Source organism: Sphingomicrobium nitratireducens, from assembly GCF_026157035.1.
In the GTDB taxonomy this organism is placed as follows: Bacteria; Pseudomonadota; Alphaproteobacteria; order Sphingomonadales; family Sphingomonadaceae; genus Sphingomicrobium; species Sphingomicrobium nitratireducens.
The window spans coordinates 696,856-721,784 of sequence record NZ_JANJZA010000001.1 but is presented as its reverse complement, the minus strand read 5'-3'; the positions used below and the strand labels follow the sequence as shown (position 1 = coordinate 721,784).

The following is a 24,929-nucleotide window of genomic DNA, read 5'->3' as shown; positions in this document are numbered from 1 at the left end:
CGCCGACATCGACAGCCAAGGGGAAAAGACATGACCAGCCTGCGTATCCGGACCGCCATCGCCGCCCTTGCGGCTACTGCGCTTACTGCCGCTCCCGCCATCGCGGAAAAGGCCAACCAGCTGGGCACCCTCGTCGGCCTCGATGCATCGGGCGCCGAAAGCGCGCTCCATTCGCGCGGTTTCAAGCATATCTCCTCACGCGAGACGGCCATGGGCTATTCGAACAGCTATTGGTGGGATGGCGGCGATCGCAGTTGCGTCGTCGTCGAGGAATATGGCGCCAAGGTCATGACCATCAACGACGGGGCCGCTTCCGATTGCGGCCACTCGGAGAGCGGCAGCGGCGCCGGTGCGGCGGTTGCGGCTGTGGCCGGGGCTGCGATCCTCGGCGCGATCCTGAGCCACAAGTCCGACCATCACTCCGACGGGAAGCACCACAGCGATGCCGCCATGGAAGCCGAGTATGACCGCGGATATACCGACGGGCTTCATGGGGCGTCCTATCACAATTACGGGCGTAGCGACGCCTACTCGGACGGATATTCGGCGGGCGTGGACCAGCGCGAAGCCAATCTTTCGCACCATCATCGGCGCGGCGGCTACGTCCAGACCGCAGCGTTCGCCGACCTCCAGGGCGCGCGCGCGTCCGCGATCGACCAACTGTCGGCGCGCGGCTTCCGGCAGGTCGACAATTTCGTGTCGGGCACCGCGCGCTATTCGATCTGGTCGCGGCCGTCCTCCAATCAGTGCCTCCAGGTGATCACTGCCGACGGTCGGCTCGAGGATATTCGCGACATCGGTCGCCATCCCAAGTGCCGCTAGGAGACAGGCGATGAAGATGATCGCGGGATGGGCCGTGCTGGCGCTGGCTGCGTGCGGTGGCGGCGAGGCGCAGGATACGAGCGAACCCGACATGAGCAATGTCGAGGAAGTCGCGGTGATCGGCGACGACCTCGCCCCGTTCGGCGACGGTTATCCGAATGCCGGAGACCCGTGCCGTCGGCTCGGCGAGAGCGAGAAGACCGCCAACTGGCTCGACGACAGCGCGACACTGGTGGGCTGCCCGACCGAAGCGAGCGCCGAGGCGCTGGGCGGCGAGATCGTCGACAATGTCGGCGGTGTCCGGATCGTGTCGGTTCCGATGTCGACCGACCAGCGCGCGGCGGCGCAGGCGGAATTCGTGGAAAGCGAGGATGTGCTCGTCCCGGGCACCGACTATAGCGCGACGACGATCATGGACTGCGGGTTCGGCGGCAAGCCCCCGACCCAGTCGTGCAACGCCGGGATCAAGCGCAACTGGGGCGAGAAGGGCGAAGCGCTGATCGAAGTGATGAAGCCCGACGGGCGCAAGCGCGCCATCTTCGTCAAGGGCCTGGAACCCTATGGAGCCGACAGCGCGCAGGCCGACGGGTCGGCCGGCTGGGACTTCAAGACAAGCCGCGAGGGCGACCGCGTGACCGTGAAGTTCGGCCCCGAAACCTACGTGATCGTCGACGCGATGATCGAGGGCGGCTGATTTTGGCGGAATATCGCGGTTAAGCGGCCTTTTTCGGATTGTCCCGATCCGGGACTGGCCGTCCCTAAGTGACTGATTTCTAACATCCGGGTCGATAAGGTGACTGCGGGCAGCGCGGCTACGCCCCTGTGCCCGCGTGGGGCCGGCTCTCCGGCCGGTCCCTGCCCGCCCCTGCCCGATGAGCGAGTGTCGCATTCGTCCAATCGCATCGCGCGATGGCCTGCTATCGTGCGTGGCAGGTAAGGACAGGAGTGCAGGCATGCGTACCATGACCGAGGACCGGGGTCTGGCCTTCCGGCGCTACCTGATGGTGGCACCGTTCGCTTTCGTAGCGGCGGTGGTGGGCTCGGTCTTCTCGCGCTTCTTCCTCATCTACGGCACCGACACGCTTCTCGTGGCGCCCGCCGCGATGGGCGCGATCATGCTGGTCACGCGCCTGTTCGACGGGGCGAGCGATCCGGTCATCGCCTGGCTGAGCGACCGCAAGGCGCAGCCGAGGCGCAAGCCGCTGATGCTGTGGGGAACGCCGCTATTCCTCCTCATCATCCCGCTAATGTTGCCGCCAGCGGGTCTCAGGGGGATGGCGCTGGTCGCCTACCTCCTCTTCTTCTACCTCCTGTTCGAACTGGGACAGACCTTGCGGCAGGTGCCCTCGGCGGCGCTCGGGTTCGAGGTGGCGAGGACCGCATCGCGGCGCACGCTCGCGCGAACGGCGATGATGGTCGTGTCGATGATCGCCTCGATCCTCGCGATGGTCTTCATCCAGCAGCTGATGACGTCCGAGGACCCCCGCGCGCTGCTCGAACCCGCGCTGCTGATCGGGACGCCGCTGGGCGCGCTGCTCTATTTCATCGGACTGTGGCGACTTCGCGAAGTGCCGACGCCGCACAGAAGCGAGGAACGGCCGCCCCTCAAGATGTTCGCCGAGGTGCTCAAGAACCGCTACCACCGCCAGTATATCGGCGTGCAGATCGCGGAGAGCGTCGCCTATGCGGGCATCTTCACCTCGGTCTTCTACGTCATCCGCTACGTGATCGAGCGGCCCGAGTGGACCTTCATCCTGTTCCTTGCCTACACGCTTGCCTCGATCCTCGGCATGGGGATGTGGTGGCGTATCGTCGGGCGGCTTGGCACGCGTCGGACGTGGATCGCGGGACAGCTGACCTGGCTCGCGACGTTGCTGCTGTGGCCGACCGTCCTCGCCTTTGGCGCGCCTGCCTATCTCGTACTGGTGATCCTCGCGGGGCTGGCGAGCGGGTGCGGGCGCACGGTCGGCTATGCGATGCTTGGCGACATTGCCGACTATGACGCGCGTGAGAGCGGACGGCAGCGCCAGGGCGTCTATGCGACCATCTACAGCCTGATCGACAAGATCGTCGCGGCGCTGATCGGCTTCCTGTTCGGGCTGATGCTACAATATGTGGATTTCGTGCCCAACCAGGCGCAGGGCGACGACTTCACCATGGCGATCAGCCTGTCGACCTCGATCCTGCCCGCCATCTTCATCTTCCTCTCGATCCGGCTCCTGAAGGGCTTCGACCTCTACGAGAAGGAAGGCATCCCGGACGGGCGCGAGGCGCGCGCGGTGCGGCCCAAGCTCGCGCTCGGATAACTTGCCTGCAACTTCTGGCGAGCTAGTCTCGCCGGGATGCCGGTACATGCCTTCCTGCCCCCCGACGAATTGCGCGAGACCGTCCTGCTCCTCGCGATCGTCGATGCGCCGGGGCATCGCCAGCACCTGCTGCGACCTTCAGCGCTCTACATCGCGCTCGATGGGGAAGGCGTGCGGGTCGATGGCCAGCTGCGCCGCGAGCCGGTGCTGGCCTGTCACTTCCCGAGGCCCGCGCCGCTCTTCCAGCTCAAGGGCCGCGCCTTGTTCGTCGACCTGGCGATCGGCGCCTACTCGAGATTGCTTGGGATCGATCCGGCGACCCTGGGTCCCGGGGTCACTGCGCTGGAACGGCCCGACCTCATCGCGTTGGCCGAGCGCTGCGCGGCGGCTGGCGATCCGGTCGCGGCGCTCGAGATGGCGGAAGCGTACCTGATGCAGCGCGCGCGCAGCCTGCCGGGCGATGGCCTTGCGGAACAGGCCCGCGCCCTGCTCTACGGGCGGCGCGAGCGGCTCCCCATCCCGATACTGGCGACGATGCTGGGCACGACCCCGCGTACCATCCAGCGGCAGTTCAAGGCGCGCTACGGAATCACGCCGTCGCGCTACCAGAGGAGCGCGCGCGCCTTACGCTCGCTGCTCAGCCCGCGGGTCGAATGGGCCTCGGTGCCGCCCAATTGCCATTATGCCGACCAGTCGCACTGGCTGCGCGACCTGCGCGAACTGTTCGGGCTGAAGCCGTCGGCGCTCGAGCGTGACGAAACCGACTGGCTGTTCTACCCGCCCGGATCACGCGATCCGGCATCGGCCATGCTCAACGGCTACCCGCAAGCATGGCTCGACGCCTTCGCGGCCGTCGCGCCGCGCCCTGTCACTCCGCCTGCGGGTTGAGCCCCGTGTAATAGGCCATGAAGGCTGCCTTGTCGGCGATCTCCTGGATGATCTTGTCGGTCGGCTTGCCGCTGCCGTGGCCCGCGCTGGTCTCGATCCGGATGAGGATCGGGCCGTCGCCATCGCCGGCTGCCGCCTGCATGGCCGCGGCATATTTGAAGCTGTGGCCCGGCACGACGCGGTCGTCCGTGTCGGCGGTGGTGACCAGCACGGCGGGATAATCCGCCTCGGCGCGAACATTGTGGTAGGGCGAATAGCCGAGCAGGTAGCGCAGCATCTCGGCGTCCTCGGGATCGCCATAGTCGTTGATCCAGTAGACCCCCGAGGTGAACTTGTGGAAGCGGGTCATGTCCATGACGCCGACTTCGGGCACTGCGGCCGCGAACAGGTCGGGACGCTGGTTGAGCACCGCGCCGATGAGCAGTCCGCCGTTGGAGCCACCCTGGATGGCAAGCTGCTCCTTCGTGGTGACGCCGCTGGCGACCAGCGCTTCGCCGGCCGCGATGAAGTCGTCGAACACGTTCTGCTTGTTGAAGCGGCGGCCGCCGTCGTGCCACTTCTTGCCATATTCGCCGCCGCCGCGAATGTTGGCGAGGACGTAGACGCCGCCCGCCTCGATCCACGACATGCGGCTGGTCGAGTAGGACGGCGACATGGTCGCGTCGAACCCGCCATAGGCATAGAGCAGCGTCGGCGCAGGCGTGGTCACGTCCTTGCGCTTGACGATGAACATGGGCACGCGCGTGCCGTCCTTCGAGGCGTAGAAGACCTGCTCGACGCTGATCGCGTCGGGGTCGAAGTTGAGCTTCGGTGCGGTCCACTGGGTGACGCTGCCGTCGGTCAGGTCCATGCGATAGACACTCGGCGGCTGGTTGAAGCTCGAATAGCCGAAGAAGGTTTCGGTCGCGTCGTTCTCGCCGCCGAAGCCGCTGGCTACGCCGAGCCCGGGCAGGTCGACCGTGCCGCGCGCCGTGCCGTCGGCATCGAATACGCGCACTTCGGTCTTCGCGTCGACGAGGTAGCTGGCGAAGAGCTTGCCGCCGACCATCGAGGCGGAGGATAGGCGCTGCTCCTGCTCGGGGACGACGGTGACGAGGCCCTTCTCGGGCGCGGCCATGTCGTAGGCGACGATCTTCTGGTTGGGCGCGTCTTCCTCGGTGGCGATGTAGACGATGCTGCCCTCGTCGCCGAACGGGTAGGCCTTGTGGTCGAAGCTCTCGTAGATGTAGGTCTGCGGGAGCGTCTCGTCGGTGAGGTCGAGATAGCTCAACTCGTAGCCCGGACTCTTGCCGTCGAAGCCGATCAGGAAGAGCGTGTTGCCGTCCTCGCTCAGGCCACCCTGGTAGAGAATGTTGGGCCGCTCGGGGTCTTCGAAGATCAGGCGATCGTCGGCGGGATCGTCGCCGAGCTTGTGATAGAAGATCTTGGCATCGCGAATGACCGCCTGGAACGCCTCGCCTTCCTTGGGGGCGGGGCGGCGGACGTAGTAGAAACCCTCGCCCGTCTTGTCCCAGTTGAGCCCGTAATCCATCGCCCATTCGATCTCGTCGTCGAGGATCGCACCGCTATCGACATCGAGGACACGCAGCGTGCGCCAGTCGCTGCCCGCCTTCTGGATCGAATAGACGAGCTTGGTGCCGTCCTCGGAGATCACGCTCGAGGCGAGCGCGGTCGTGCCGTCGCCTTCCCACTGGTTGGGATCGATCAATACGCGCGGGGCGCCGTCGAGTCCTTCGCGGACGTAGAGCACGTCCTGGTTCTGGAGACCGTCGTTGCGGCTGTAGAAATAGCGTCCGCCCTTTTCTTCGGGCACGCCGATGCGTTCATAGTCGATGAGGGCGGCGGTCTTCTTCTCGAACCAGTCGCGCGCGGGAAGCGCGTCCAGCACCTGCTCGGTCACCGCGTTCTGCGCCGCAACCCAAGCCGCGACCTCGGCGTCCTCGCGCACGTCGTTTTCGAGCCAGCGGTAGGGATCGGGAATCTCGATGCCGGCCTGCGTGTCGACCACGTCGACGCGGCGCGTCTCGACATAGGCGGGGACCGCGATGGTTGCGGAAGGCTGAGTGGTGGCGCTCGCGGTCATCGGTTCCTCATGATCGGTGGTGGTGCAGGCGGCGGTCGACGCCATCAGCAGGGCAAGGGTGAAGGCGCGCATGAAAATCTCCCGCAGACACGAAAAAGGCGGGGATGGATGAACCATCCCCGCCTCTTCTTGTCCAGTCGGGAGAGACGAAGGCTTAGCCTTCGAACTCTTCCTCCGTCATGACCGGGCCCGAATCCTGACCCTTGGCGTCGACATCGCGGTCGACGAATTCGATGACGGCCATCTGGGCGGCATCCGACGCGCGGATGCCGGCCTTGACGATACGGGTGTAGCCGCCGTTACGGTCCGCGTAACGCGGCGCGAGAACGTCGAACAGCTTCTTGAGCTGCGCATCGTCCATCATCTTGGCGTGGGCCAGACGACGGTTCGACAGGCCACCCTTCTTGGCGAGGGTCACCAGCTTCTCGACGTAGGGGCGCAGCTCCTTCGCCTTGGGAAGCGTGGTGGTCACCTGCTCGTGCTTGACGAGCGCGGCGGCCATGTTGCGAAGCATGGCGATACGGTGGCTGCCGGTACGGCCGAGTTTGCGATGGCCAACACGATGGCGCATAATTCTTATCCTTCGTTCGTGGCGGGACCGTGCGAGGTATCCCGTCCCAGGCGCTGGAATGGGGCAGCGCCAAGACCCCTTGAAACCGGGAAGCGCCCGAGGGACGCTTCCCGAACCTTGCTAGCCGAGCAGTTCCTGCTCGAGCTTCTTGGCCATTTCCTCGATATTCTCGGGCGGCCAGCCGGGGATTTCCATGCCCAGGCGAAGACCCATCGAGGCGAGGACTTCCTTGATCTCGTTCAGGCTCTTGCGGCCGAAGTTCGGGGTGCGGAGCATCTCGGCTTCGGTCTTCTGGACGAGGTCGCCAATGTAGATGATGTTGTCGTTCTTCAGGCAGTTCGCCGAACGGACCGACAGTTCCAGTTCGTCCACCTTCTTGAGGAGGTAGCGGTTGAGCTGGTTGGCGTCCTGGCCGTCCTCGCTCGCACCGGCCGACTGGGTCGGCGCCGGAGCGATCGCGCTGTCGTCGAAGTGGACGAAGAGCTGAAGCTGGTCCTGGAGGATGCGCGCGGCATAGGCCACCGCGTCTTCCGGGGTGACGGTGCCGTCGGTCTCGATGGTCAGCGACAGCTTGTCGTAGTCGAGATCCTGGCCGACGCGGGTGTTGTCCACCTTGTAGGCGACCTGACGGATCGGCGAGAACAGGCTGTCGACCGGGATGAGGCCGATCGGGGCGTCCGCCGGACGGTTCATCGCCGCCGGCACATAGCCCTTACCGACGTCCGCGGTCAGTTCCATGTTGAGCGTCGCGCCCTCGTCGAGATGGCAGATGACGAGATCGGGGTTGGTGATCTCGATATCGCCCGGGCACGCGATCTGGCCGGCGGTCACTTCGCCAGGGCCGGTCGCGGAAAGCTGCAGGCGCTTGGGGCCCTCGCCTTCCATCTTGAGCGCGATCTGCTTGATATTGATGACGATGTCGGTGACGTCCTCGCGAACGCCCGCCAGCGACGAGAATTCGTGCAGCACGCCCTCGATCTTGATCGAGGTGACCGCAGCACCCTGGAGCGAGGAGAGAAGGACGCGGCGCAGCGAGTTGCCGAGCGTCATGCCGAAACCGCGCTCGAGCGGTTCCGCGACGAAGGTCGCCTTGCGCTTCACGTCGGCGCCGGCCTTGCGGTCGAGCGCCTGCGGCTTCTTCAGTTCCTGCCAGTTCTTTGCGTTGATCGACATAGGTTTCCCTGCCCTGCGGCGGAGCGTCCTCCGCCTTTTTCCTCAAATTCAAATCCGGTGGGAGTGACGTCGGGTCCCACCGGGATACGATCAGCGCGAAGCGTCAGACGCGGCGGCGCTTGGGAGGACGCACACCGTTGTGCGGGATCGGGGTCACGTCGCGGATCGAGGTGATGGTGAAGCCCACCGCCTGGAGCGCGCGAAGCGCCGATTCGCGGCCCGAACCCGGGCCCTTGACCTCGACCTCGAGGGTGCGAACGCCATGTTCCTGCGCCTTCTTGCCCGCGTCTTCGGCGGCAACCTGCGCGGCATAGGGGGTCGACTTGCGCGAGCCCTTGAAGCCCATCATGCCGGCGCTCGACCAGCTGATCGCATTGCCCTGCGCATCGGTGATGGTGATCATGGTGTTGTTGAACGAGGCGTTCACATGCGCGACGCCCGCGGTGATGTTCTTGCGTTCCCGGCGACGAACGCGCTGCGGTTCACGTGCCATTGTTTCTCTATCCTACTGGAAGCTGTATCAGCGAAAAGAAGGCCCGAAGGCTTACTTCTTCTTGCCCGCGATCGGCTTGGCCTTGCCCTTGCGGGTGCGCGCATTGGTGTGCGTGCGCTGGCCGCGAACCGGCAGACCCTTGCGGTGACGCAGGCCGCGGTAGCAGGCCAAGTCCATCAGGCGCTTGATGTTCATCGCGGTCTGGCGACGCAGGTCGCCTTCGACGGTGTAGTCCGCGTCGATCGTCTCGCGCAGGTGGAGAACCTCCTGGTCGGTGAGATCGGAAACGCGGCGCTCGGGCGCGATGTCCAGCTTCTTGGTGATCTCACGGGCGGTCGTGTGACCGATGCCGTGAATGTAGGTCAGCGCGATTTCGACGCGCTTGTTGGTCGGGATGTTGACACCCGCAATACGTGCCATGAACGTGTATCTCCTCGGCTCCACGGACGACCGGCACTAACGGGTCGCCCATCTCGTAGCGTTGCCCCGCTGCAAACGAAAAAATGGCGCGCGCACCCAGTGCGCCGCCGAGTTCCGTCCTCGCGGGATGCGCGCCATGTAGGAAGGGGCCGCGCGAGAGTCAAGCGCTGCAGTGCAGCATGGCGCGGGCACGTTCGCCTTGCACGATTGCCGTAGAGTTCAGAGCGACGCCCGCTTATGCAAGGGCGAATGAGCGCGCAACCCTTCACCCTGTTTCGTACCAAGGTCGCGCCCGGCAAGCGCACGGCGATCGACATCCCTGTCAGCCGCGATGCCGCAGACAGCGTGGTCAGCCTGCCGGTGCGCGTCATCCACGGACGCAAGGAAGGCCCCGTCCTGTTCGTCAGCGCGGCAGTCCACGGCGACGAGATCAGCGGGGTCGAGGTCGCGCGGCGGCTGATCCGAAAGGTCAGCCCCAAGAGCCTGTCGGGCACGCTGATCGTGGTGCCGGTGGTCAATGCCTTCGGCTTCGTCGCCAACAGCCGCTACCTTCCCGACCGCCGCGACCTCAACCGCAGTTTCCCGGGGCGGGTCGACGGGCCGCTCGCCAGCCGCCTCGCCTACCTGTTCCGCACCGAGATCATGGAACGCGCCGATTTCGGCATCGACCTCCATTCGGCCGCCATGCACCGCTACAATTTGCCGCAGGTCCGGGTCAGCAACGAGAGTCCGCGCGCGCTCGAACTCGCCCGCGCCTTCGCCCCCCCGGTGATCATGACCTCCAAGCTGCGCGAGGGCTCGATGCGGGCGATCGCCCACGAGATCGGGGTCGAGATGCTGGTATTCGAGGCGGGCGAGGCCTTGCGCTTCGATCCGATGTCGACGCGCATCGGGGTCAACGGCGTGCTCAGGACCATGCAGGCGATGGGGATGCTCGCGCTCAAGAGGCCCAAACGTTCGCCGCACCCCACGCTCGAGGCGAGCCGGTCGATGTGGCTGCGTGCCCCGCGGGGCGGCATTTCTTCGATCCGCGCCGAATCCGGCCGCATCGTCAAGGCAGGGCAGACACTCGCCATCGTGCGCAACCCGATGGGCGATGAGGAATTCGCGGTCACCTCTCCCGTCGACGGGATCGTCATCGGCCATTCGCGGCTCGGTGTGGTCAATCGCGGCGACGCGCTCATCCACCTCGCGCAGATCGGCGAGGCGGACACCAGCCTCGATCCGGACACCGAGGAATGGTTCTCGGGCGTGATGCTCGACGAGCACGAGGTCGTATGAGCCTTGATCGCACGCGCGAGGCGGGTAAGGCCTGAAGTCCCATGCAACGGCTGACCCTTTCGACCCCGGTTCCCGACGCGTTTCGCGGCGCGGTGGTGGCGCTCGGCAATTTCGACGGCTTCCATCTCGGCCACCAAGCGGTGGTCGGGCGCGCGGTCCAGCGCGCAGCGCACGAACGTCGGCCCGCCATCGTGGCGACCTTCGACCCGCACCCGGTGCGCCACTTCCGGCCCGACGCCCCGCCCTTTCGCCTGACCACGCTCGACCAGCGCGAGGCGCTGTTCGCCCATGCCGGCGCGGATGCGATGCTGGTGTTCGCGTTCGGCGATGCGCTGGCGGCGACGAGCGCGGAGGATTTCGTGACCAGGCTGCTCGGCGACGAGGTCGGCGCGGCGGCGGTCGTGACCGGCGAGGACTTCACCTTCGGCAAGGGCCGAGCGGGCAATGTCGAGGTGCTTCGCGACCTTGGCGCCAGGGTCGGGATCGCGGCGGAGACGGTCGGTGCGGTGACGCTGGAGGACGCGGTCGTCTCTTCGAGCCGCATCCGCGAGGCGCTCCAGGCGGGCGATCCGCACATGGCGACGCGGCTGCTGACCCGGCCCTATGCGATCGCGGGGACGGTGGTGCATGGCGACAAGCGCGGGCGCGAACTCGGCTGGCCGACCGCCAATGTCGAACTCGGCAGCTATCTGCGCCCTGCCTACGGCATCTACGCGGTGCGGGTGAACCTGCGCGACGGGAGCCGCCATGACGGGGTCGCGAATCTCGGCGTGCGTCCGATGTTCGATCCGCCCAAGGAACTGCTCGAAGCGCACCTGTTCGATTTCGACGGCGACCTTTACGGGCAGACGATCGAGGTCGAGCTCGTCCATTACCTGCGCCCCGAGGCGGCGTTCCACGACATGGACGCATTGAAACGCCAGATGGACGCCGACGCCGCCGAGGCCAAGCGCCTCCTTGCGGCGGGCAGCGCGAGCGAATAAGGCCCCGCCCGACATGTCCGACAAACCGAATTACAAAGACACGGTCTTCCTGCCCAAGACCGACTTCCCGATGAAGGCCGGTCTCCCGCAGAAGGAGCCGGGGATTCTCGCACGCTGGGAAGAGGGCGACCTTTACGGCCGGCTGCGCGCGGCGCGCGAGGGCGCCGAGAAGTTCATCCTTCATGACGGCCCGCCCTACGCCAATGGCGATATCCATATCGGGCATGCGCTCAACCATGTGCTCAAGGACATGGTCAACCGCACGCAGACGCTGCTCGGCAAGGACGCGCCCTACGTGCCTGGATGGGACTGTCACGGCCTGCCGATCGAGTGGAAGGTCGAGGAGCTCTACCGCAAGAAGAAGGTGAGCAAGAACGAGGTGCCGGCGACCGAATTCCGCGCCGAGTGCCGCGCTTATGCGCAGAAGTGGGTCGATGTGCAGCGCGAGCAATTGAAGCGGCTGGGCATCCAGGGGCGCTGGGACAAGCCATATCTCACCATGCGCGCCGAGGCGGAAGCGGACATCGTCGCCGAACTGTTCAAGTTCGCCGAAGGCGGCCAGCTCTATCGCGGCGCCAAGCCGGTGATGTGGTCGCCGGTCGAAGAAACCGCGCTCGCCGAGGCCGAGGTCGAATATGAGGACATCACCTCGACCCAGATCGACGTGGCGTTCGAGATCGTCGAGGCGCCGAATGCGCCCGGCCTCGTCGGCAAGCATGCGGTGATCTGGACGACGACGCCGTGGACGATCCCGGTCAACCAGGCGCTCGCTTACGGCGCCGATCTCGATTACGTCCTCGTGCAATCGGTCCACACCTTTTACTATCACGGCGATCGTGATTACCCGATGCCGAAGACGCAGTATCTCGTTGCCAAGCCGCTCGTCGAAGCCTTCACCAAACGGATTTCCCGCTTCGACACCGACGAGTGGGAAATCGCGGGCGAGTTCAAAGGCACCGACCTCGCCGGCGCGAAGGCACGCCACCCGATGCACGAACTGGGCGGCTTCTATGCCGAACCGCGCCCGCTGCTCGAAGGCGACTTCGTCACGACCGACAGCGGCACCGGGCTGGTCCACATGGCGCCCGACCATGGCGAGGACGATTTCGAACTGTGCCGCCAGCACGGCATCGGCCCCAAGTTCGCGGTCGAGCGCGACGGGCGTTATCGCGACGACTGGCCGTGGCTTGGCGGTGACGACGAGCGTCGCCGCAGCGTGATCAACAAGCCGTTCAACGCGCCCGAGGGCCCGATCTGCTCGGACCTCAAGGAAGCCGGCGCGCTGCTGTCGGCGAGCGAGGACTATCCGCACAGCTATCCGCACTCGTGGCGGTCGAAGGCCAAGGTCATCTACCGCTGCACCCCGCAATGGTTCATCGCCATCGACGAGCCGATTGCGCATCTCGAGGGTCGCACGCTGCGCGGGATCGCGATGGACGAGATCGGCAAGACCCGCTTCGTCCCCGAAAAGGGCCGCAACCGCCTGTCGGCAATGGTCGAGGGGCGCCCCGACTGGCTGATCAGCCGCCAGCGCGCCTGGGGCGTACCCATCGCGCTGTTCGTCGAGCGCGAGAGCGGCCAGCTGCTGGTCGATCCTCAAGTCAATGCGCGCATCACCGCGGCCATCCGCGAAATGGGCATCGATGCTTGGGAAGCGGAACGGATCGCCGAATATCTCGGGCCGGACCGCAACCCCGACGATTACGAGATGATCACCGACATTCTCGACGTCTGGTTCGACAGCGGCTCGACCCACGCCTTCTGCCTCGAGAGCGACGAGTGGCCCGAGCTGCGCTCGCCCGCCGATCTGTACCTCGAAGGCTCCGACCAGCATCGCGGCTGGTTCCAGTCGAGCCTGCTCGAAAGCTGCGGGACGCGCGGGCGCGCGCCTTACAAGGCGGTGCTGACCCACGGCTTCACGATGGACAGCGCCGGCAAGAAGATGTCGAAGAGCCTCGGCAACACGGTCGATCCATTGAAGGTCATGGAGACCTATGGCGCGGACATCATCCGGCTGTGGGCGTTGTCGGTCGACTATACCGAGGACCATCGCATTGGCGACGAGATCCTGCGCGGCGTGGGCGACCAGTATCGCAAGCTTCGCAACAGCTTCCGCTATCTGCTCGGCGCGCTCGACGGGTTCACCGACGAGGAAAGGCAAGCGCCCGCCGACATGCCCGAGCTGGAGCGCTACATGCTCCACCGGCTCGCCGAAATCGACGCGGTGATGCGCCAGGCGACCGAGGATTTCGATTTCAACAGCTACACGCGTACGCTGGCTGATTTCGCGAACGAGGAGCTGTCGGCCTTCTTCTTCGATATCCGCAAGGACTGCCTCTATTGCGACGATCCTGAGGGCACGAAGCGCCGCAGCTATCGTACCGTGCTCGACATCCTGTTCCACGCGATGATCCGCTGGGCCGCGCCGGTGCTGGTGTTCACCGCCGAGGAAGTGTGGGGCACGCGCTATCCGCAGGGCGGCAGCGTCCACCTGCTCGAATGGCCCGAGATCGATGCCGCGTGGAAGGACGAGGCGCTGGCCAAGCGCTGGGATGAGCTGATCGCGCTGCGCGAAAGCGTGACGGAAGCGATCGAACCCTATCGCAAGGACAAGGTCATCCGTTCCTCGCTGCAGGCCGAGGTCGGCGTGCCGTCCGACGAAGATGCCGACTTCCTCGCCGAACTGTTCATCAGCGGCCCGGTCGGACACGCCGATGCGGTCACCATCAAGCCGACGACCCACGCCAAGTGCGGGCGCTGCTGGCGCCATCTGCCGGAGGTCGAGGAAGACGGCGACCTGTGCGATCGCTGCGCCGGGGTGGTCGAATGATCCCGCGGCGTGCGCTGGCGCTCGCGCTCGGCATCTTCATCCTCGACCAATTGGTCAAGTGGTGGGTGGTCGGCCCGCTCGCGCTCGAGGCGAAGGGCAATGTCGAACTGCTTCCCTTCTTCGACTTCACCTGGGTCGAAAATTACGGGATCAGCTTCGGCCTGTTCACTGCGGGCAGCGAAGTGGGCCGCTGGGTACTGGTCGGCGTAACCGCCTTGATTGCCATCGCGGTCGCGATCTGGATCCCGCGCGAAGAGCGCTGGGGGGACCAGGCAGCCCTGTCGCTGGTGTTGGGCGGCGCGCTCGGCAACATCGTCGATCGAGCCCGTTTCGGCTACGTGGTCGACTATGCCGACCTGCATATCGGCACGTTCCGTCCCTTTTTGGTCTTTAACATCGCCGATGCCGCGATTAGCATCGGTGTCCTGATATTGCTGCTGCGGGCATTCCTCGCCCCGGCCAAGGAGAAAACCGACGATGCATAAAGCCGCCATTCTCACCGTCATGACGCTCGCGCTGGCTGCGTGCGGCGGCCGCGAGGGCACGCTCGACGAATTCGCGGTGACGCGCAACGCGCCGCTGATCATCCCGCCCGACTATACGCTCGAGCCGCCGGTGGCCGGCACCGTCTCGACCACCGCCAGCGACGCGCAGGCGAGCGCGATCGAGGCGCTGTTCGGTGGACCGGCCCAGCGCAGCGGCGGCGAAATGGCCGTGATCGACGCGGCCGGCGCCGATCGCACCAGCATCGGCGCGCGCTCGACCGCCGGCGATCCCGCGACCCGCGTGGTCGACAAGGGCGCCGAGACGCAGGCGATCCTCTCCGCGCCCGAGGGCGACGGCCAGGACGCGAGCGCGGACTCGCCGCAGTAATTCGAGGTTGAAGGGGGCAGGCTGATGGCAGCGGACCAGATTTCCACCAAGCTCGTCGATATCGAGAGCCAGCTCGACAAGGCGCGCAAGCGGCTGGAAGACGGTCTCTCGCTCGTCAACGAGGCGCAGCACGCGCTCGCCGAGATCCAGCAGGCAGTGCTCGGCACGCCCGTGCGCATCAGCGCCGAGGATTCCGACGAGGTTGCCTCCAAGCTGCTCGACAGCCTCAAGCGCCAGGGGCAGGACATGCCCGAGACGCTGTGCGGCGGCCGCCTGTCGGTCGACCCCGTCCAGCGCCTTATCCGCATCGACGGTCACCCGATCGGCATCACCGAGATGGAATATCGCGTGCTCGAACTGCTCGCCTACGCGCGCAACAACGTCGTCACCCGCAACATGCTGCTGAAGCATCTCTACCGCCGCGCCGACGACCAGCCGCAGCCCAAGATCATCGACGTGTTCATTTCCAAGCTGCGCAAGAAGCTGCGCAGCGCGTCGAACGGGGCGGAATTCATCGAAACGATTCCGCAGCGCGGCTGGATCCTGCGCGACCTCGACAGCGCCCAGGCCTGATTTCGGACGCAACGATTCACGGCTCCTTTACCACGGTCGTTTAGGCCGGGGGCATGATCCATTTCCTGCCCGAGTCGCACGACACCGCGCCGATCGCCCACGACCCCTACGGGGAAGCGGTCGCGCGATTACGCTCGCTCGGCCGGGCACTGAACGCGATCGAAGGTGCGCGCGGGGCCGACCACGAGCCGGTCGCGACGCAGGACCTCAAGTCGGCGTGGAATGCCGCGAGCCCGGCGCAGCGCCGCTGCTTCGACGCGCGTTCCGAAGAATTGGCGGCCGCAGCCGCGGCGGGTCTCGAAGCGGTCACCGCAGCGCAGGCCGCCGGCCTCACCCCGCACCCGCACAGCCTCGATGCGCTGTCCAACGAACTGCGCGACGGGATCGCGCAGCTCGACCGGCTGATGAGCCTCTAACCCTTCTCCTTGGGCGTGTCGGGATCGGCGCCCCATTCGGACCAGCTGCCGTCGTAGAGCCGCCCCTTTTCGCCACCCAATCGGTGCGCGGCGAACAGGATAGAACAGGCGGTCACCCCCGAACCGCAGCTGGCGGCAAAGTCGGCGCGCGGATCGATCCCTGCTTGCTCGAACAGTCGCGCCAGTTCGGCGTCGGACTTGAGGCACCCTTGCGCATCGTAGAGGGTCGAGACGGGAAGGCTCGCCGCCCCCGGGATATGGCCCGACGCCATGCCCGCGCGCGGTTCGGCGGCCTCGCCGGTGAAGCGTTCGCGGGCCCGCGCGTCGACCACGCGCGGGGCATTGCCGGAGAGCAGTTCGGCCTTGTCGACGATGCGCGCTGGATCCGTCTCGGCGGCGAAGCGTGCGCCGCCGCCCGGTGAGGCAGGACCCCGCTCGACCGGCCGTCCCTCGCGCATCCATTTCTGAAATCCCCCGTCGAGGATCGCGACGCGGCGCGCGCCGTAGTGGCGCAGCATGAACCATCCGCGGGCGGCCGTACGCAGGTCGCTATTGTCGTAGACGACGATGCGGTCGCCCTTCGAAATCCCCATCGCTTCCATCGCGCCGGCGAAGCGAGCGGCGGTCGGAAGCATGTGCGGCGCGGGATGGTCTCGGTCGGCGACCTCGTCGATGTCGAGGAATACCGCGCCCGGGATGTGCGCCGCCTCGAACTCGGCGCGAGGGTCGCGGCCGGTGGTTGGCAGGTGCGCGCTCGAATCGACAATCTTCAGGTCGGGTTCGCCCAGCTGCGCTTCCAGCCATTGCCCCGTCACAAGCTCGTCCATGAAATTCGCTCCCGTCCTGTTTTCCAAAGGGATAGTCTCGCGGGCGCGCGGCTGCTAGAGGCGCGGCCCATGACCCCGAAGCATCTCGGCCAGACCAGCGCGCTCCCCGCTTCTCCGCAAGAGGCCGAGCTCGACTACGTGCCCAATCCACGCGGCGGCGAGCTCTATCTCGTGCGCTTCGCCGCGCCCGAATTCACCTCGCTGTGCCCGGTCACCGGCCAGCCCGACTTCGCGCATCTCGTGATCGACTACGCGCCGGGCGAGACGATCGTGGAGAGCAAGAGCCTCAAACTGTTCCTCGGCTCGTTCCGCAACCACGCGGCCTTCCACGAGGATTGCACGGTCGGGATCGGCAAGCGGCTGTTCGACGAGATGAAGCCGAAATGGCTGCGCATCGGCGGCTACTGGTACCCGCGCGGCGGCATCCCGATCGACGTGTTCTGGCAGTCGGGCACGCCGCCTGAGGGGCTGTGGCTCCCCGACCAGGGCGTGCAGGGTTACCGAGGCCGCGGTTAGCGACTAGTCGCTGTCCGGCGTGGCAGCGGCGACCTGCTGCGGAGGCTCGGATGGCGAGCCCTTCTTGCGGTCGAGCTCCCAATAATCCTCGTAGCGCATCTTGGCGCGGTCGCGATAATCCTCGATGTCCATCGTGGCATAATCCTTCGCTTCGGCGCGCTTGGTGCCGTTGGCGACATCGAAATCGACCAGCGCCTTGACCAGCATGGCCTCCTGCCCCTTGCAGGCCATGTCGACCGCCGAGGCATAGCCCCTGGGCGGCGTATCGTCCTTCTTGTGGCTCGCCTCAACGTCGGCGAGGCATTCTTCGAACGCTTTGCGCGGTGCCACCAGCACCGACGGATCGGGGGCCAGCATCAGCATGGCCAGGCCGGAAACAAGCATATCCCTCTCCCGCGACTCGTTTCGGGAGCGGGAAGCATGACTCTTTTCGTGGCGCTTGTCCAAAAACGGACAGGCGCGGGCGGTCGCCTCAGCGCTTGCCGACTCCCACCGGAATGGCGGAGGAATGACGGCGCACGACCTGCCAACGCCCCTCGACCTTCACCCAGACGTCGGTGAGCAGGACGCGCTCCTCGATCAGCTGGCCGAGATAGCGGACCGTCCAGCAAGCCTCGACGGTGGCGACGAGCGTGTCGCCGAGATCGACGCATTCGCTCACCTTCACGTCGAGATTGGCGACGTCCATGTCCTTGAGCGCGGTCAGCCAGCCGTCGGCATCGACCGCCACGAACCCGCTGGCGCGGACCCCGACCAACTGGAAGCGCGGGTGGAGGATGGCCCGCAATCGCGCCTCGTCCTTGGCGAACAGCGCGTCGCGCCATTCCGCCTCGAGATCGGCGACGAGCTTCTCGTCATCGACCACGGAAAAGCGCCTTCACAAACTTCGACAAAGCCACCCCTATTCCGACAGTTACACCAGCAGCAATTGCCTTGGAGACATCATCGCCAGAGCTTCTCTTTTGCTTCTTGTTCCCAATCTTCTCTCGAACGTAAAAACCTTCACGGCCCGCGTGAGTGTAAGCGTCGCCCTCTGCGTCAATCCCCACTCTCGCTCCCTTGACCCCAACGGATCCTCCCACGCCTCTTTTTGACAGGTTTATCCTTAGAGGTCCGATCTTCACGCTCTTCCTCAGATACCAGCCCAAGGCGCCCTCCTTTGCTCATACTTCCAAGTATGCCTCTCAGGATCGTCTTCCCAATTTCGCGTCCGATCTTACCCGTAATCGTCCGTCGCACTGTGTTTATAATGTGATCGGTGTCGCTCATCCTCTTGCGGCTTGAGGTTTGTGAGCTAGTTCGAGCGTCTTTCGCCTTTCGCTTTTCAGCCTCAGCATCCTCCGCCTCGCGCGCTGCCCGCTTCGCAGCTCGCTCGGCCCGCTCGGCGAGCAGTTCCTCGGCGCTCACGCGGTCGACGACCTCGTCGTAGCGGCTCCCGATCGCGTCCGAGGCGATCACCGCGGCGCGCTCTTCCTTGCTGAGCACGCCCGCGCGCGAGCGGGGCGGCTTGACCAGCGTGCGTTCGACCGGCGTAGGGGCGCCGTCCTCGTCGAGCGTCGAGACGAGCGCCTCGCCAACCTTGAGTTCGGTGATCACGTCCTCGACCTTGATCGCGGGATTTTCGCGGAAGGTCTCGGCAGCGGCCTTGACCGCGCGCTGGTCGCGCGGGGTGAAGGCGCGCAGTGCGTGCTGGACGCGGTTGCCGAGCTGGCCCGCGACATCGTCGGGAATGTCGATCGGATTCTGGGTGATGAAATAGACGCCCACGCCCTTGGAGCGGATTAGGCGCACGACCTGCTCGACCTTCTCGAGCAAGGCCCGCGGCGCGTCCTCGAACAGAAGATGTGCCTCGTCGAAGAAGAAGACCAGCCGGGGCTTGTCGGGGTCGCCGACCTCGGGGAGCGTCTCGAACAGTTCGGACAGGAGCCACAGGAGGAAGGTCGCATAGAGGCGGTGGCTCGCCATGAGCTTGTCGGCGGCGAGGATGTTGACGAGGCCCCGGCCCTCCTCGTCGGTGCCGATGAAGTCGTGAAGGCTGAGCGCGGGTTCGCCGAAGAACAGGTCGCCGCCCTGGCTGCGCAGCTGGAGGAGGTCGCGCTGGATCGCGCCGATCGAGGCGGTCGAGACGTTGCCGTAGTCGAGCGTCAGTTCCTTGCGGCGTTCGCCGACATGACTGAGCAGCGCCTGGAGGTCGTCGAGATCGAGAAGGGCGAGCCCTTCCTCGTCGGCGAGATGAAAGGCGATCGTGAGGACGCCTTCCTGGGTGTCGGAGAGGTTCATCAGCCGCGAGAGGAGCAGCGGGCCCATCTCGGTCACGGTGGTCCGGATCGGGTGACCCTGCTGGCCGAACAGGTCCCAGAACTGCACCGGGAACGCCTCGTAGGCGTAATCTTCGTAGCCGATCTTGGCGGCGCGCTTGGTGAAGGGTTCGTGGAGTTTGTGGGTGGGCGAACCCGGCATGGCGAGGCCGGCAAGATCGCCCTTCACGTCGGCGACGAAGGTCGGGACGCCTGCCTTGGAGAAACCCTCGACGAGACCCTGGAGCGTGATCGTTTTGCCGGTACCGGTGGCGCCCGCGACGAGGCCGTGACGGTTCGCCTTGTCGAGCCTGAGACCTTGCGGACGACCGTCCGCGCTGCCGATGAAAATCGTCTCGCTCATTCGCTCTCCCGCTTCCCCCGTTAGGTCGTCGGGCGACCTTGGGGGAGCGGGGAGCGAGAGGCAAGCGGCTTAGCGGGCGAGTTCGATCCCGACGAAGGCCTCGGGCGAATTGCCCCGCTTGATGAGCATGAGAACGCTCGAGCGACCCGCAGCGCGCGCGGCGGCGACGGCGTTCGCGACACCCTCGACCGTCGTCACGCGCTGACGGTTGACCGAGAGGATCACGTCGCCGCGGCGAAGTCCCTTCTCGCCCGCCGCGCTTCCCGGTTCGACGCCGGCCACCACCACGCCCTGGAGGTCGCTCGGCAGGCGCAGCGCGCGGCGCACGCTGTCGTCGACAGGCTGGAGGACCATGCCGAGCTGGCGATCCGCTTCGGTCGCGTTCTCGTCTTCCATCGGCAGGCCGTCATCCTCGCCCGACTGGCGCGCGAGTTCTTCCTCGGTCGGACGCTCGCCCACCGTCACGCGAACGATCTGGCGCTTGCCGTCGCGATAGACTTCGACGGGCACGGTCGACCCGACCGCGGTATTGGCGATGAGATAGGAGACTGTCTGCTGCGGGTTCACCTCGCGACCGTTGATCGAGAGGATCACGTCGCCCTGCTGGATCCCCGACTTGGCTGCCGCCTCGCCTTCGACCACGGTGCGCACGATCTCGCCCTTGTCCTTGGGCAACCCGAGCCCGTCGGCGATGTCCTCGTCGAGCGGCTGGAGACCTACGCCGAGATAGCCGCGCTGCGGGCGTTCGCCGCGCTTGAGCGCCTCGATGACCGGGCGCGCCGCGTCGGCGGGGATGGCAAGGCCGATCCCCACGCTCGCGCCGGTCGGGCTGATCAGCGCCGAATTGATGCCGACGACGTTGCCGGCCATGTCGAACATCGGGCCGCCCGAGTTGCCGCGGTTGATGCTGGCGTCGGTCTGGATGTAGCGGTCGTAGGCGCCGACCCCCGTGATGTTGCGCTGCATCGCCGAGACGATACCCGCGGTCACCGTGCTGCCGAGACCGTACGGGTTGCCGATCGCGATGATCCAGTCGCCCACGCGCACGCGGTCGCTGTCGCCCCAGTTGACGTAGGGCAGGTTCGACCCCTCGATCTTGAGCAGCGCGAGGTCGGAGGCGGGATCGCGGCCGATGATGCGCGCCTGGTACTCGGTGCGGTCGGTGAGCGTGACGATCACCTCGTCGACGGTGCCTCGGCCGCCCTGACCCTCGATCAGGTGGTTGTTGGTGACGATGTAGCCGTCGGGCGAGATGATGAAGCCCGAGCCGAGCGAGCCGGCTTCGCGAGTCGGGCCCTCGCCTTCCTCGCCCTCCGGCTGCTGCTGGCGCTGCGGCGCGCCGAAGCGGCGGAAGAACTGCTCGAACGGGTCCATCTGGTTGCGCACCGGCACGCGCTGGGTGGTCGAGATGTTGACCACCGCGGGCTGGAGCCGCGCCGCCAGGTCGGCAAAGCTTTCGGGGGCGCCGGGTCGCGGGACGGCCGAGACCGGCTCGTTCTGCGCGACCTGCCCGAGAGCCGTCCCCGTGGTCATCGAATAGGCGGCGCCGCCCAGGAAAAGGGCCGCGGCGACCCCGTAAGCGTAGCGCACAGTCGAATACTCCCTCAGCATGCCTCGTCCTTCAGTCTATCAGTCTTCGTCCACAGGCTAAATCGCCAGTCTGAACGCCTATTGAATGGGTGTCCTAGCGGCCGATGAATTCGTCCAGATATTCGTTGTCGGGCGACAAAATGATGCTGGTCTGCCCCTTGGGCGCTTCGCCATCGCCGACGAAGGTCGTCTGGTAGCTCTGCATCGCCCGGTAGAAATTGTAGAAGTCAGGGTCCTGGCCGAACGCCTGCGCGTAGGTGCGCGCGGCTTCGGCGTCGGCCTCGGCGCGGATGATCTGCGCCTGCTTAGCGCCCTGCGCGCGGATCGAGCGGGCTTCCTGCTCGCGCGCGGTGCGCATGCGCTGGAACGCCGACTGCAGCGGCGTGCCGTCGGGCAGGTCGGCGCGCTTGATGCGCACGTCGATGATCTCGGCGCCGTACTGGCGCGCGACACGGTCGAGGCCGCGGCGGATATTTTCCATCACGCCTTCGCGCTCGGGGCTGAGCAGGGTCGCGAACGGCCGCTTGCCCAGTTCGTTCCTGAGCTGCGAGCCGAGGATCGGACGCAGCGCCGCCTCGACATTTTCCTCGGTGCGCGCGGCGATATACATCTGCACGGGATTGGTAATGCGGTAGCGCGCGAAGGCGTCGACCTCGAGCCGCAGCTGGTCGGTCGAGAGAACCTGCTGCGTGTCCATGTCGACGTCGCGCACGCGCTTGTCGATCCACACGATCTCCTCGGCGAACGGGATTCGCGCGGTCAGACCCGCGCCCGCGCCGCCGAACACCGCGCCCTCCTGGAAGCGGTTGATGGTGCGCTCGGGCTTGCCGAAGCGAACGACGATCCCCTGGCGCGTCTCGGGGACGATGGCGAGCGTCGAGGTGACAATCACGAGCAGCGCGAACAGGAAGAAGACGAGGCGCATGGGATGGGCTCTCAGGCTGGCGAACATCACTGGCCTCCCTGGCTGGCGCGCGGACGCGCCTTGCCGACTTCGTTGAGCGGAAGGTAAGGCGTCACGCCCGGCGTCTCGACGATCGTCTTGTCGACGTCCTTCAGCACGCGCTCCATCGTCTCGTAATACATGCGCCGCTTGGTCACTTCGGGGGCGAGGCGGTATTCCTCGTAGACCTTGTCGAACGCGGTCGCCTCGCCCTGCGCCTTGGCGGTCAGCTGGAGCGCGTAGGCGCGCGCCTGGTTGATGTAGCTCTGCGCTTCTTGCTGCGCGGCGGTGACTTCCTTGAAGGCCTCGTTGACCGCGGCCGGGGGGTCGGCCTGCTTGATCGCGATGCCCTGGATGAGAATGCCCGAGCGGTAGGCGTCGAGCGTTTCCTGCATCTCCTGTTGGACGCGCGCCTCGATCTCGCCGCGGCCTTCGCCGATCGCGTCCTGCAGGTTCACCTGCGCGACGACCTGGCGCATGGCGCTCTCGGCGACTTGGCGGATGGTTTCCTCGGGATTGGCGAGCTCGAACAGATATTGCTCGGGATCGCGGATGTTCCAGCGCACCTGATAGGCGATGTCGATGATGTTCTCGTCACCTGTCAGCATCAGCGTCTCGTCATTGTCGGTGCCGACATTGACTTCGCGGATGTTCTCGACGTCGACCTTCTGCACGCGGTGGATCGGCGCGGGAAGCGTGAAGCCGATGCCCGGCGACAGCGTCTCGACGTAGCGGCCGAAGCGGGTGATCACCCCGCGCTCTTCCGGCGCGACGCGGTGCACCATGGTGAACAGCAGCACGATCAGCAGGAACGCCGCGATGCCCCACATCACCAGCCCGCCCGACGGACCGCCCCCAGCGCCCGGCCCGCCGAAGCGGCCGCGATTGCGCTTGAGCCACTCGTCGAGCGAGGCGACATTGCCGAACTGCCCGCCATTGCCGCCCGGCGTCGGTCGAGGCTGCTTCCACGGACCCTTGGGGCCGTCCTCGGGGGGCTTCTTGCCGCCGCCGTTGCCATTGCCGCCTTCGGGCGCAGAGCCCCACGGCCCCTTGTTTTCGCTGAACAGGCCACGTCCCCGTGCGGCCCAGCCGGAAAAGATGCTCATGGGGTTGTTATAGGAAGAAGCGGCGCAAAAAGAAGTGGCGTTGGTCGAAAATCCGCCTTAGCCCGCGCGCCATGACCGACCTGCTCGCCCCGCTCGACGCCCACCCCGAGGCCGACCGCATCCGTGCCAGGGTCGTCAAGGACGCCCGGGCGAGCCTGATCGTGGAGGCGGGCGGCCTGTCGGGCGAGGCGCGCGACGCGCTCGAGAAGAGCCTGCGCGAAGCCGCCCTCGCCATCGACGGGATCGACGAGGTGCAGGTTGCGCTGACTGCGCCGCGCGTGCAGCGAAAGATGGTCGCGATCGGGTCTGGCAAGGGCGGGGTCGGCAAGTCGACCCTGTCGGCCAACCTGGCGGTCGCGCTCGCGAAAAAGGGCGTCAGGGTCGGGCTGATCGATGCCGACATCTACGGCCCCTCGCAGCCGCGATTGCTCGATGCGCAGCGCAAACCCGAGGCGCGCGAGAAGCAGCTTATCCCAGTCACCACGCGCGACGGGGTGAAATTGCTGTCGGTCGGGCAGCTGGTCGAGGCGGACAAGGCGCTGGCGTGGCGCGGGCCGATGGCGACGGGCGCGCTGACCCAGCTGATCGAGGCCGATTGGGGCGACACCGAACTGATCCTCGTCGACCTGCCGCCCGGGACAGGCGACGTGCAACTGACGCTGGTCCAGAAGGCCAAGCCGCAGGGCGCGCTGGTCGTCTCCACCCCGCAGGACCTCGCGCTGATCGACGCGACGCGCGCGATCGACCTGTTCGAGAAGACCGGCGTTCCGGTGCTCGGCGTGGTCGAGAACATGGCAGGCTACACCTGCCCCCATTGCGGCAAGGACAGCGACCCTTTCGGGCAAGGCGGGGCGGAAGCGTCGGCGAAGCGGCTGCGAGTGCCGTTTCTCGGACGTCTGCCATTGTCGAAAAGCCTGCGCGAGGCGTCGGACGCGGGTCGCCCGCCCGCTGGCGGCGACGGCCCGGCAGCGGACGCGTTCGCGACGCTCGCCGATGCCCTGGTCTCGCAACTGGAAACGATCGCGCACTGAAGCATTGGTGGGGCGAAGGAGAGCCCCATGCCGCTGACCCGTGACGAGGACATCAAGGCACTGCTCGAGGAGACGCGCACCATCGCCATGATCGGCGCGTCCGACCGGCCCGACCGCGCGAGCTACCGCGTGATGAAATTCCTGCAGGACCAAGGCTACCGGGTGATCCCGGTGAACCCCACCATCACCGGCGAACATGTCCACGGCGAATATGTCTGGCGCGATCTGTCGCAGGTCGGGGTCGAGATCGACATGGTCGACATCTTCCGCCGCTCCTCGCATGCGGGCGAGGCGGTCGACGAGGCGATCGCGGCCGGCGCCAGGTCAGTGTGGATGCAGATCGGCGTGATCGACGAGGCCGCAGCGGCGCGCGCGGAAGCCGCCGGGATCAAGGTCGTGATGGACCGATGCCCCAAAATCGAGATCCCCCGGCTGGGCGCGAAAGTCCTGACTTCCCAGTGATTTGACATAGATTAGGAAAAAGCGGACCTTGTCTCCTTGCGCGGTGAGGCGCGACTCGCCGGACCGCGTGTGTAACGAGGG

27 protein-coding genes are annotated in these 24,929 nt (G+C 66.3%); 14 read left to right on the top strand and 13 right to left on the bottom strand.

Annotated elements, in window-relative coordinates; all coding sequences use genetic code 11:
• Positions 1-30 precede the first annotated feature (30 nt).
• From NNY25_RS03620 to NNY25_RS03605, 4 genes are all read left to right on the top strand, one after another.
• Positions 31-822: a hypothetical protein gene (locus tag NNY25_RS03620; RefSeq protein ID WP_265569986.1), complete on the top strand. Its 792-nt coding sequence runs from the start codon at positions 31-33 to the stop codon at positions 820-822.
• 10 nt (positions 823-832) lie between these two features.
• Positions 833-1,516 carry a hypothetical protein gene (locus NNY25_RS03615; protein ID WP_265569985.1) on the top strand — a complete coding sequence of 228 codons (684 nt, stop codon included), beginning with the start codon at positions 833-835 and terminating at the stop codon, positions 1,514-1,516.
• A 259-nt stretch (positions 1,517-1,775) separates the two neighbouring features.
• The gene (locus NNY25_RS03610; RefSeq protein WP_265569984.1) at positions 1,776-3,128 is read left to right on the top strand and encodes an MFS transporter; all 1,353 of its coding nucleotides are present in this window, start codon (positions 1,776-1,778) and stop codon (positions 3,126-3,128) included.
• Between the two features lie 36 nt (positions 3,129-3,164).
• Positions 3,165-4,016 (top strand): helix-turn-helix domain-containing protein, encoded by an 852-nt coding sequence (locus tag NNY25_RS03605; protein ID WP_265569983.1) that lies wholly within the window; start codon positions 3,165-3,167, stop codon positions 4,014-4,016.
• On the opposite strand, the gene NNY25_RS03600 is transcribed toward NNY25_RS03605, so the two are convergent.
• The 5 genes from NNY25_RS03600 to rpsM all read right to left on the bottom strand — a co-directional run bounded on the left by NNY25_RS03600 (position 3,997) and on the right by rpsM (position 8,756).
• Complete coding sequence (locus tag NNY25_RS03600; RefSeq protein ID WP_265569982.1) at positions 3,997-6,171, bottom strand: prolyl oligopeptidase family serine peptidase; 2,175 nt, start codon at positions 6,169-6,171, stop codon at positions 3,997-3,999. The genes NNY25_RS03605 and NNY25_RS03600 overlap by 20 nt on opposite strands.
• 82 nt (positions 6,172-6,253) lie before the next feature.
• Positions 6,254-6,670: a 50S ribosomal protein L17 gene (gene rplQ, locus NNY25_RS03595; protein WP_265569981.1), complete on the bottom strand. Its 417-nt coding sequence runs from the start codon at positions 6,668-6,670 to the stop codon at positions 6,254-6,256.
• Between the two features lie 120 nt (positions 6,671-6,790).
• Positions 6,791-7,843 (bottom strand): DNA-directed RNA polymerase subunit alpha, encoded by a 1,053-nt coding sequence (locus NNY25_RS03590; protein WP_265569980.1) that lies wholly within the window; start codon positions 7,841-7,843, stop codon positions 6,791-6,793.
• Between the two features lie 103 nt (positions 7,844-7,946).
• Complete coding sequence (gene rpsK, locus NNY25_RS03585; RefSeq protein WP_265569979.1) at positions 7,947-8,336, bottom strand: 30S ribosomal protein S11; 390 nt, start codon at positions 8,334-8,336, stop codon at positions 7,947-7,949.
• A gap of 51 nt (positions 8,337-8,387) precedes the next feature.
• Complete coding sequence (rpsM, locus tag NNY25_RS03580) at positions 8,388-8,756, bottom strand: 30S ribosomal protein S13 (RefSeq protein WP_265569978.1); 369 nt, start codon at positions 8,754-8,756, stop codon at positions 8,388-8,390.
• 249 nt (positions 8,757-9,005) lie between these two features.
• Between rpsM and NNY25_RS03575 the strand changes: the two genes are divergently transcribed.
• Genes NNY25_RS03575 through NNY25_RS03545 form a run of 7 tightly spaced genes read left to right on the top strand, consistent with a single transcriptional unit; the run spans position 9,006 to position 15,712 of the window.
• The gene (locus NNY25_RS03575; RefSeq protein WP_265569977.1) at positions 9,006-10,037 is read left to right on the top strand and encodes a succinylglutamate desuccinylase/aspartoacylase family protein; all 1,032 of its coding nucleotides are present in this window, start codon (positions 9,006-9,008) and stop codon (positions 10,035-10,037) included.
• 41 nt (positions 10,038-10,078) lie between these two features.
• Positions 10,079-11,020 carry a bifunctional riboflavin kinase/FAD synthetase gene (locus NNY25_RS03570; RefSeq protein WP_265569976.1) on the top strand — a complete coding sequence of 314 codons (942 nt, stop codon included), beginning with the start codon at positions 10,079-10,081 and terminating at the stop codon, positions 11,018-11,020.
• Between the two features lie 13 nt (positions 11,021-11,033).
• Complete coding sequence (gene ileS, locus NNY25_RS03565) at positions 11,034-13,850, top strand: isoleucine--tRNA ligase (RefSeq protein ID WP_265569975.1); 2,817 nt, start codon at positions 11,034-11,036, stop codon at positions 13,848-13,850.
• Positions 13,847-14,335: a signal peptidase II gene (gene lspA / locus NNY25_RS03560; protein WP_265569974.1), complete on the top strand. Its 489-nt coding sequence runs from the start codon at positions 13,847-13,849 to the stop codon at positions 14,333-14,335. The genes ileS and lspA overlap by 4 nt, the downstream gene beginning before the upstream one ends.
• A complete protein-coding gene (locus NNY25_RS03555) occupies positions 14,328-14,723 on the top strand; it encodes a DUF3035 domain-containing protein (RefSeq protein WP_265569973.1) in 396 nt (131 codons plus the stop codon). The genes lspA and NNY25_RS03555 overlap by 8 nt, the downstream gene beginning before the upstream one ends.
• A 24-nt stretch (positions 14,724-14,747) precedes the next feature.
• The gene (locus tag NNY25_RS03550) at positions 14,748-15,296 is read left to right on the top strand and encodes a winged helix-turn-helix domain-containing protein (protein ID WP_265569972.1); all 549 of its coding nucleotides are present in this window, start codon (positions 14,748-14,750) and stop codon (positions 15,294-15,296) included.
• A gap of 53 nt (positions 15,297-15,349) precedes the next feature.
• Positions 15,350-15,712: a hypothetical protein gene (locus NNY25_RS03545; RefSeq protein WP_265569971.1), complete on the top strand. Its 363-nt coding sequence runs from the start codon at positions 15,350-15,352 to the stop codon at positions 15,710-15,712.
• Here the strand turns inward: NNY25_RS03545 and NNY25_RS03540 are convergent.
• Positions 15,709-16,539 (bottom strand): sulfurtransferase, encoded by an 831-nt coding sequence (locus NNY25_RS03540; protein ID WP_265569970.1) that lies wholly within the window; start codon positions 16,537-16,539, stop codon positions 15,709-15,711. The genes NNY25_RS03545 and NNY25_RS03540 overlap by 4 nt on opposite strands.
• 69 nt (positions 16,540-16,608) lie before the next feature.
• On the opposite strand from NNY25_RS03540, the gene queF reads away from it, so the two are divergent.
• Positions 16,609-17,055: a preQ(1) synthase gene (gene queF, locus NNY25_RS03535; RefSeq protein WP_265569969.1), complete on the top strand. Its 447-nt coding sequence runs from the start codon at positions 16,609-16,611 to the stop codon at positions 17,053-17,055.
• 3 nt (positions 17,056-17,058) lie between these two features.
• Here queF and NNY25_RS03530 read toward each other — a convergent pair whose 3' ends face one another.
• The 7 genes from NNY25_RS03530 to hflK form a co-directional block, all read right to left on the bottom strand.
• Complete coding sequence (locus NNY25_RS03530) at positions 17,059-17,439, bottom strand: hypothetical protein (RefSeq protein ID WP_265569968.1); 381 nt, start codon at positions 17,437-17,439, stop codon at positions 17,059-17,061.
• A gap of 88 nt (positions 17,440-17,527) precedes the next feature.
• Positions 17,528-17,920: a nuclear transport factor 2 family protein gene (locus NNY25_RS03525; protein WP_265569967.1), complete on the bottom strand. Its 393-nt coding sequence runs from the start codon at positions 17,918-17,920 to the stop codon at positions 17,528-17,530.
• A complete protein-coding gene (locus NNY25_RS11630) occupies positions 17,910-18,137 on the bottom strand; it encodes a hypothetical protein (RefSeq protein WP_420854309.1) in 228 nt (75 codons plus the stop codon). The genes NNY25_RS03525 and NNY25_RS11630 overlap by 11 nt, the downstream gene beginning before the upstream one ends.
• Positions 18,094-19,716, bottom strand: coding sequence for a helicase HerA-like domain-containing protein (locus tag NNY25_RS03520; protein ID WP_265569966.1), 1,623 nt, complete (start codon positions 19,714-19,716; stop codon positions 18,094-18,096). Before NNY25_RS03520 ends, NNY25_RS11630 begins: the two co-directional genes overlap by 44 nt.
• A 69-nt stretch (positions 19,717-19,785) precedes the next feature.
• Positions 19,786-21,327 carry a Do family serine endopeptidase gene (locus tag NNY25_RS03515; RefSeq protein ID WP_265569965.1) on the bottom strand — a complete coding sequence of 514 codons (1,542 nt, stop codon included), beginning with the start codon at positions 21,325-21,327 and terminating at the stop codon, positions 19,786-19,788.
• 73 nt (positions 21,328-21,400) lie between these two features.
• Positions 21,401-22,258, bottom strand: a complete 858-nt coding sequence (gene hflC / locus NNY25_RS03510) for a protease modulator HflC (RefSeq protein WP_265569964.1) — start codon at positions 22,256-22,258, stop codon at positions 21,401-21,403.
• Complete coding sequence (hflK, locus tag NNY25_RS03505) at positions 22,258-23,355, bottom strand: FtsH protease activity modulator HflK (RefSeq protein WP_265569963.1); 1,098 nt, start codon at positions 23,353-23,355, stop codon at positions 22,258-22,260. The genes hflC and hflK overlap by 1 nt, the downstream gene beginning before the upstream one ends.
• A 71-nt stretch (positions 23,356-23,426) precedes the next feature.
• Between hflK and NNY25_RS03500 the strand changes: the two genes are divergently transcribed.
• Both NNY25_RS03500 and NNY25_RS03495 read left to right on the top strand, forming a co-directional pair.
• Positions 23,427-24,386 (top strand): Mrp/NBP35 family ATP-binding protein, encoded by a 960-nt coding sequence (locus NNY25_RS03500; RefSeq protein ID WP_265569962.1) that lies wholly within the window; start codon positions 23,427-23,429, stop codon positions 24,384-24,386.
• 27 nt (positions 24,387-24,413) lie between these two features.
• Positions 24,414-24,848: a CoA-binding protein gene (locus tag NNY25_RS03495; RefSeq protein WP_265569961.1), complete on the top strand. Its 435-nt coding sequence runs from the start codon at positions 24,414-24,416 to the stop codon at positions 24,846-24,848.
• Positions 24,849-24,929: the final 81 nt, after the last annotated feature.

Bases quoted from the DNA above. Each gene is read 5' to 3' on its own strand.
- NNY25_RS03500 (WP_265569962.1), top strand. From the start codon at position 23,427: ATGACCGACCTGCTCGCCCCGCTCGACGCCCACCCCGAGGCCGACCGC.
- NNY25_RS03520 (WP_265569966.1), bottom strand. From the start codon at position 19,716: ATGAGCGAGACGATTTTCATCGGCAGCGCGGACGGTCGTCCGCAAGGT.
- NNY25_RS03590 (WP_265569980.1), bottom strand. From the start codon at position 7,843: ATGTCGATCAACGCAAAGAACTGGCAGGAACTGAAGAAGCCGCAGGCG.
- NNY25_RS03540 (WP_265569970.1), bottom strand. From the start codon at position 16,539: ATGGACGAGCTTGTGACGGGGCAATGGCTGGAAGCGCAGCTGGGCGAA.
- NNY25_RS03620 (WP_265569986.1), top strand. From the start codon at position 31: ATGACCAGCCTGCGTATCCGGACCGCCATCGCCGCCCTTGCGGCTACT.
- NNY25_RS03575 (WP_265569977.1), top strand. From the start codon at position 9,006: ATGAGCGCGCAACCCTTCACCCTGTTTCGTACCAAGGTCGCGCCCGGC.
- NNY25_RS03610 (WP_265569984.1), top strand. From the start codon at position 1,776: ATGCGTACCATGACCGAGGACCGGGGTCTGGCCTTCCGGCGCTACCTG.
- ileS (WP_265569975.1), top strand. From the start codon at position 11,034: ATGTCCGACAAACCGAATTACAAAGACACGGTCTTCCTGCCCAAGACC.
- NNY25_RS03495 (WP_265569961.1), top strand. From the start codon at position 24,414: ATGCCGCTGACCCGTGACGAGGACATCAAGGCACTGCTCGAGGAGACG.
- rpsM (WP_265569978.1), bottom strand. From the start codon at position 8,756: ATGGCACGTATTGCGGGTGTCAACATCCCGACCAACAAGCGCGTCGAA.
- NNY25_RS03515 (WP_265569965.1), bottom strand. From the start codon at position 21,327: ATGCTGAGGGAGTATTCGACTGTGCGCTACGCTTACGGGGTCGCCGCG.
- NNY25_RS03615 (WP_265569985.1), top strand. From the start codon at position 833: ATGAAGATGATCGCGGGATGGGCCGTGCTGGCGCTGGCTGCGTGCGGT.
- NNY25_RS03545 (WP_265569971.1), top strand. From the start codon at position 15,350: ATGATCCATTTCCTGCCCGAGTCGCACGACACCGCGCCGATCGCCCAC.
- NNY25_RS03550 (WP_265569972.1), top strand. From the start codon at position 14,748: ATGGCAGCGGACCAGATTTCCACCAAGCTCGTCGATATCGAGAGCCAG.
- NNY25_RS03605 (WP_265569983.1), top strand. From the start codon at position 3,165: ATGCCGGTACATGCCTTCCTGCCCCCCGACGAATTGCGCGAGACCGTC.
- rpsK (WP_265569979.1), bottom strand. From the start codon at position 8,336: ATGGCACGTGAACCGCAGCGCGTTCGTCGCCGGGAACGCAAGAACATC.
- hflC (WP_265569964.1), bottom strand. From the start codon at position 22,258: ATGTTCGCCAGCCTGAGAGCCCATCCCATGCGCCTCGTCTTCTTCCTG.
- NNY25_RS03530 (WP_265569968.1), bottom strand. From the start codon at position 17,439: ATGCTTGTTTCCGGCCTGGCCATGCTGATGCTGGCCCCCGATCCGTCG.
- hflK (WP_265569963.1), bottom strand. From the start codon at position 23,355: ATGAGCATCTTTTCCGGCTGGGCCGCACGGGGACGTGGCCTGTTCAGC.
- NNY25_RS03570 (WP_265569976.1), top strand. From the start codon at position 10,079: ATGCAACGGCTGACCCTTTCGACCCCGGTTCCCGACGCGTTTCGCGGC.
- lspA (WP_265569974.1), top strand. From the start codon at position 13,847: ATGATCCCGCGGCGTGCGCTGGCGCTCGCGCTCGGCATCTTCATCCTC.
- rplQ (WP_265569981.1), bottom strand. From the start codon at position 6,670: ATGCGCCATCGTGTTGGCCATCGCAAACTCGGCCGTACCGGCAGCCAC.
- NNY25_RS03555 (WP_265569973.1), top strand. From the start codon at position 14,328: ATGCATAAAGCCGCCATTCTCACCGTCATGACGCTCGCGCTGGCTGCG.
- queF (WP_265569969.1), top strand. From the start codon at position 16,609: ATGACCCCGAAGCATCTCGGCCAGACCAGCGCGCTCCCCGCTTCTCCG.
- NNY25_RS03600 (WP_265569982.1), bottom strand. From the start codon at position 6,171: ATGCGCGCCTTCACCCTTGCCCTGCTGATGGCGTCGACCGCCGCCTGC.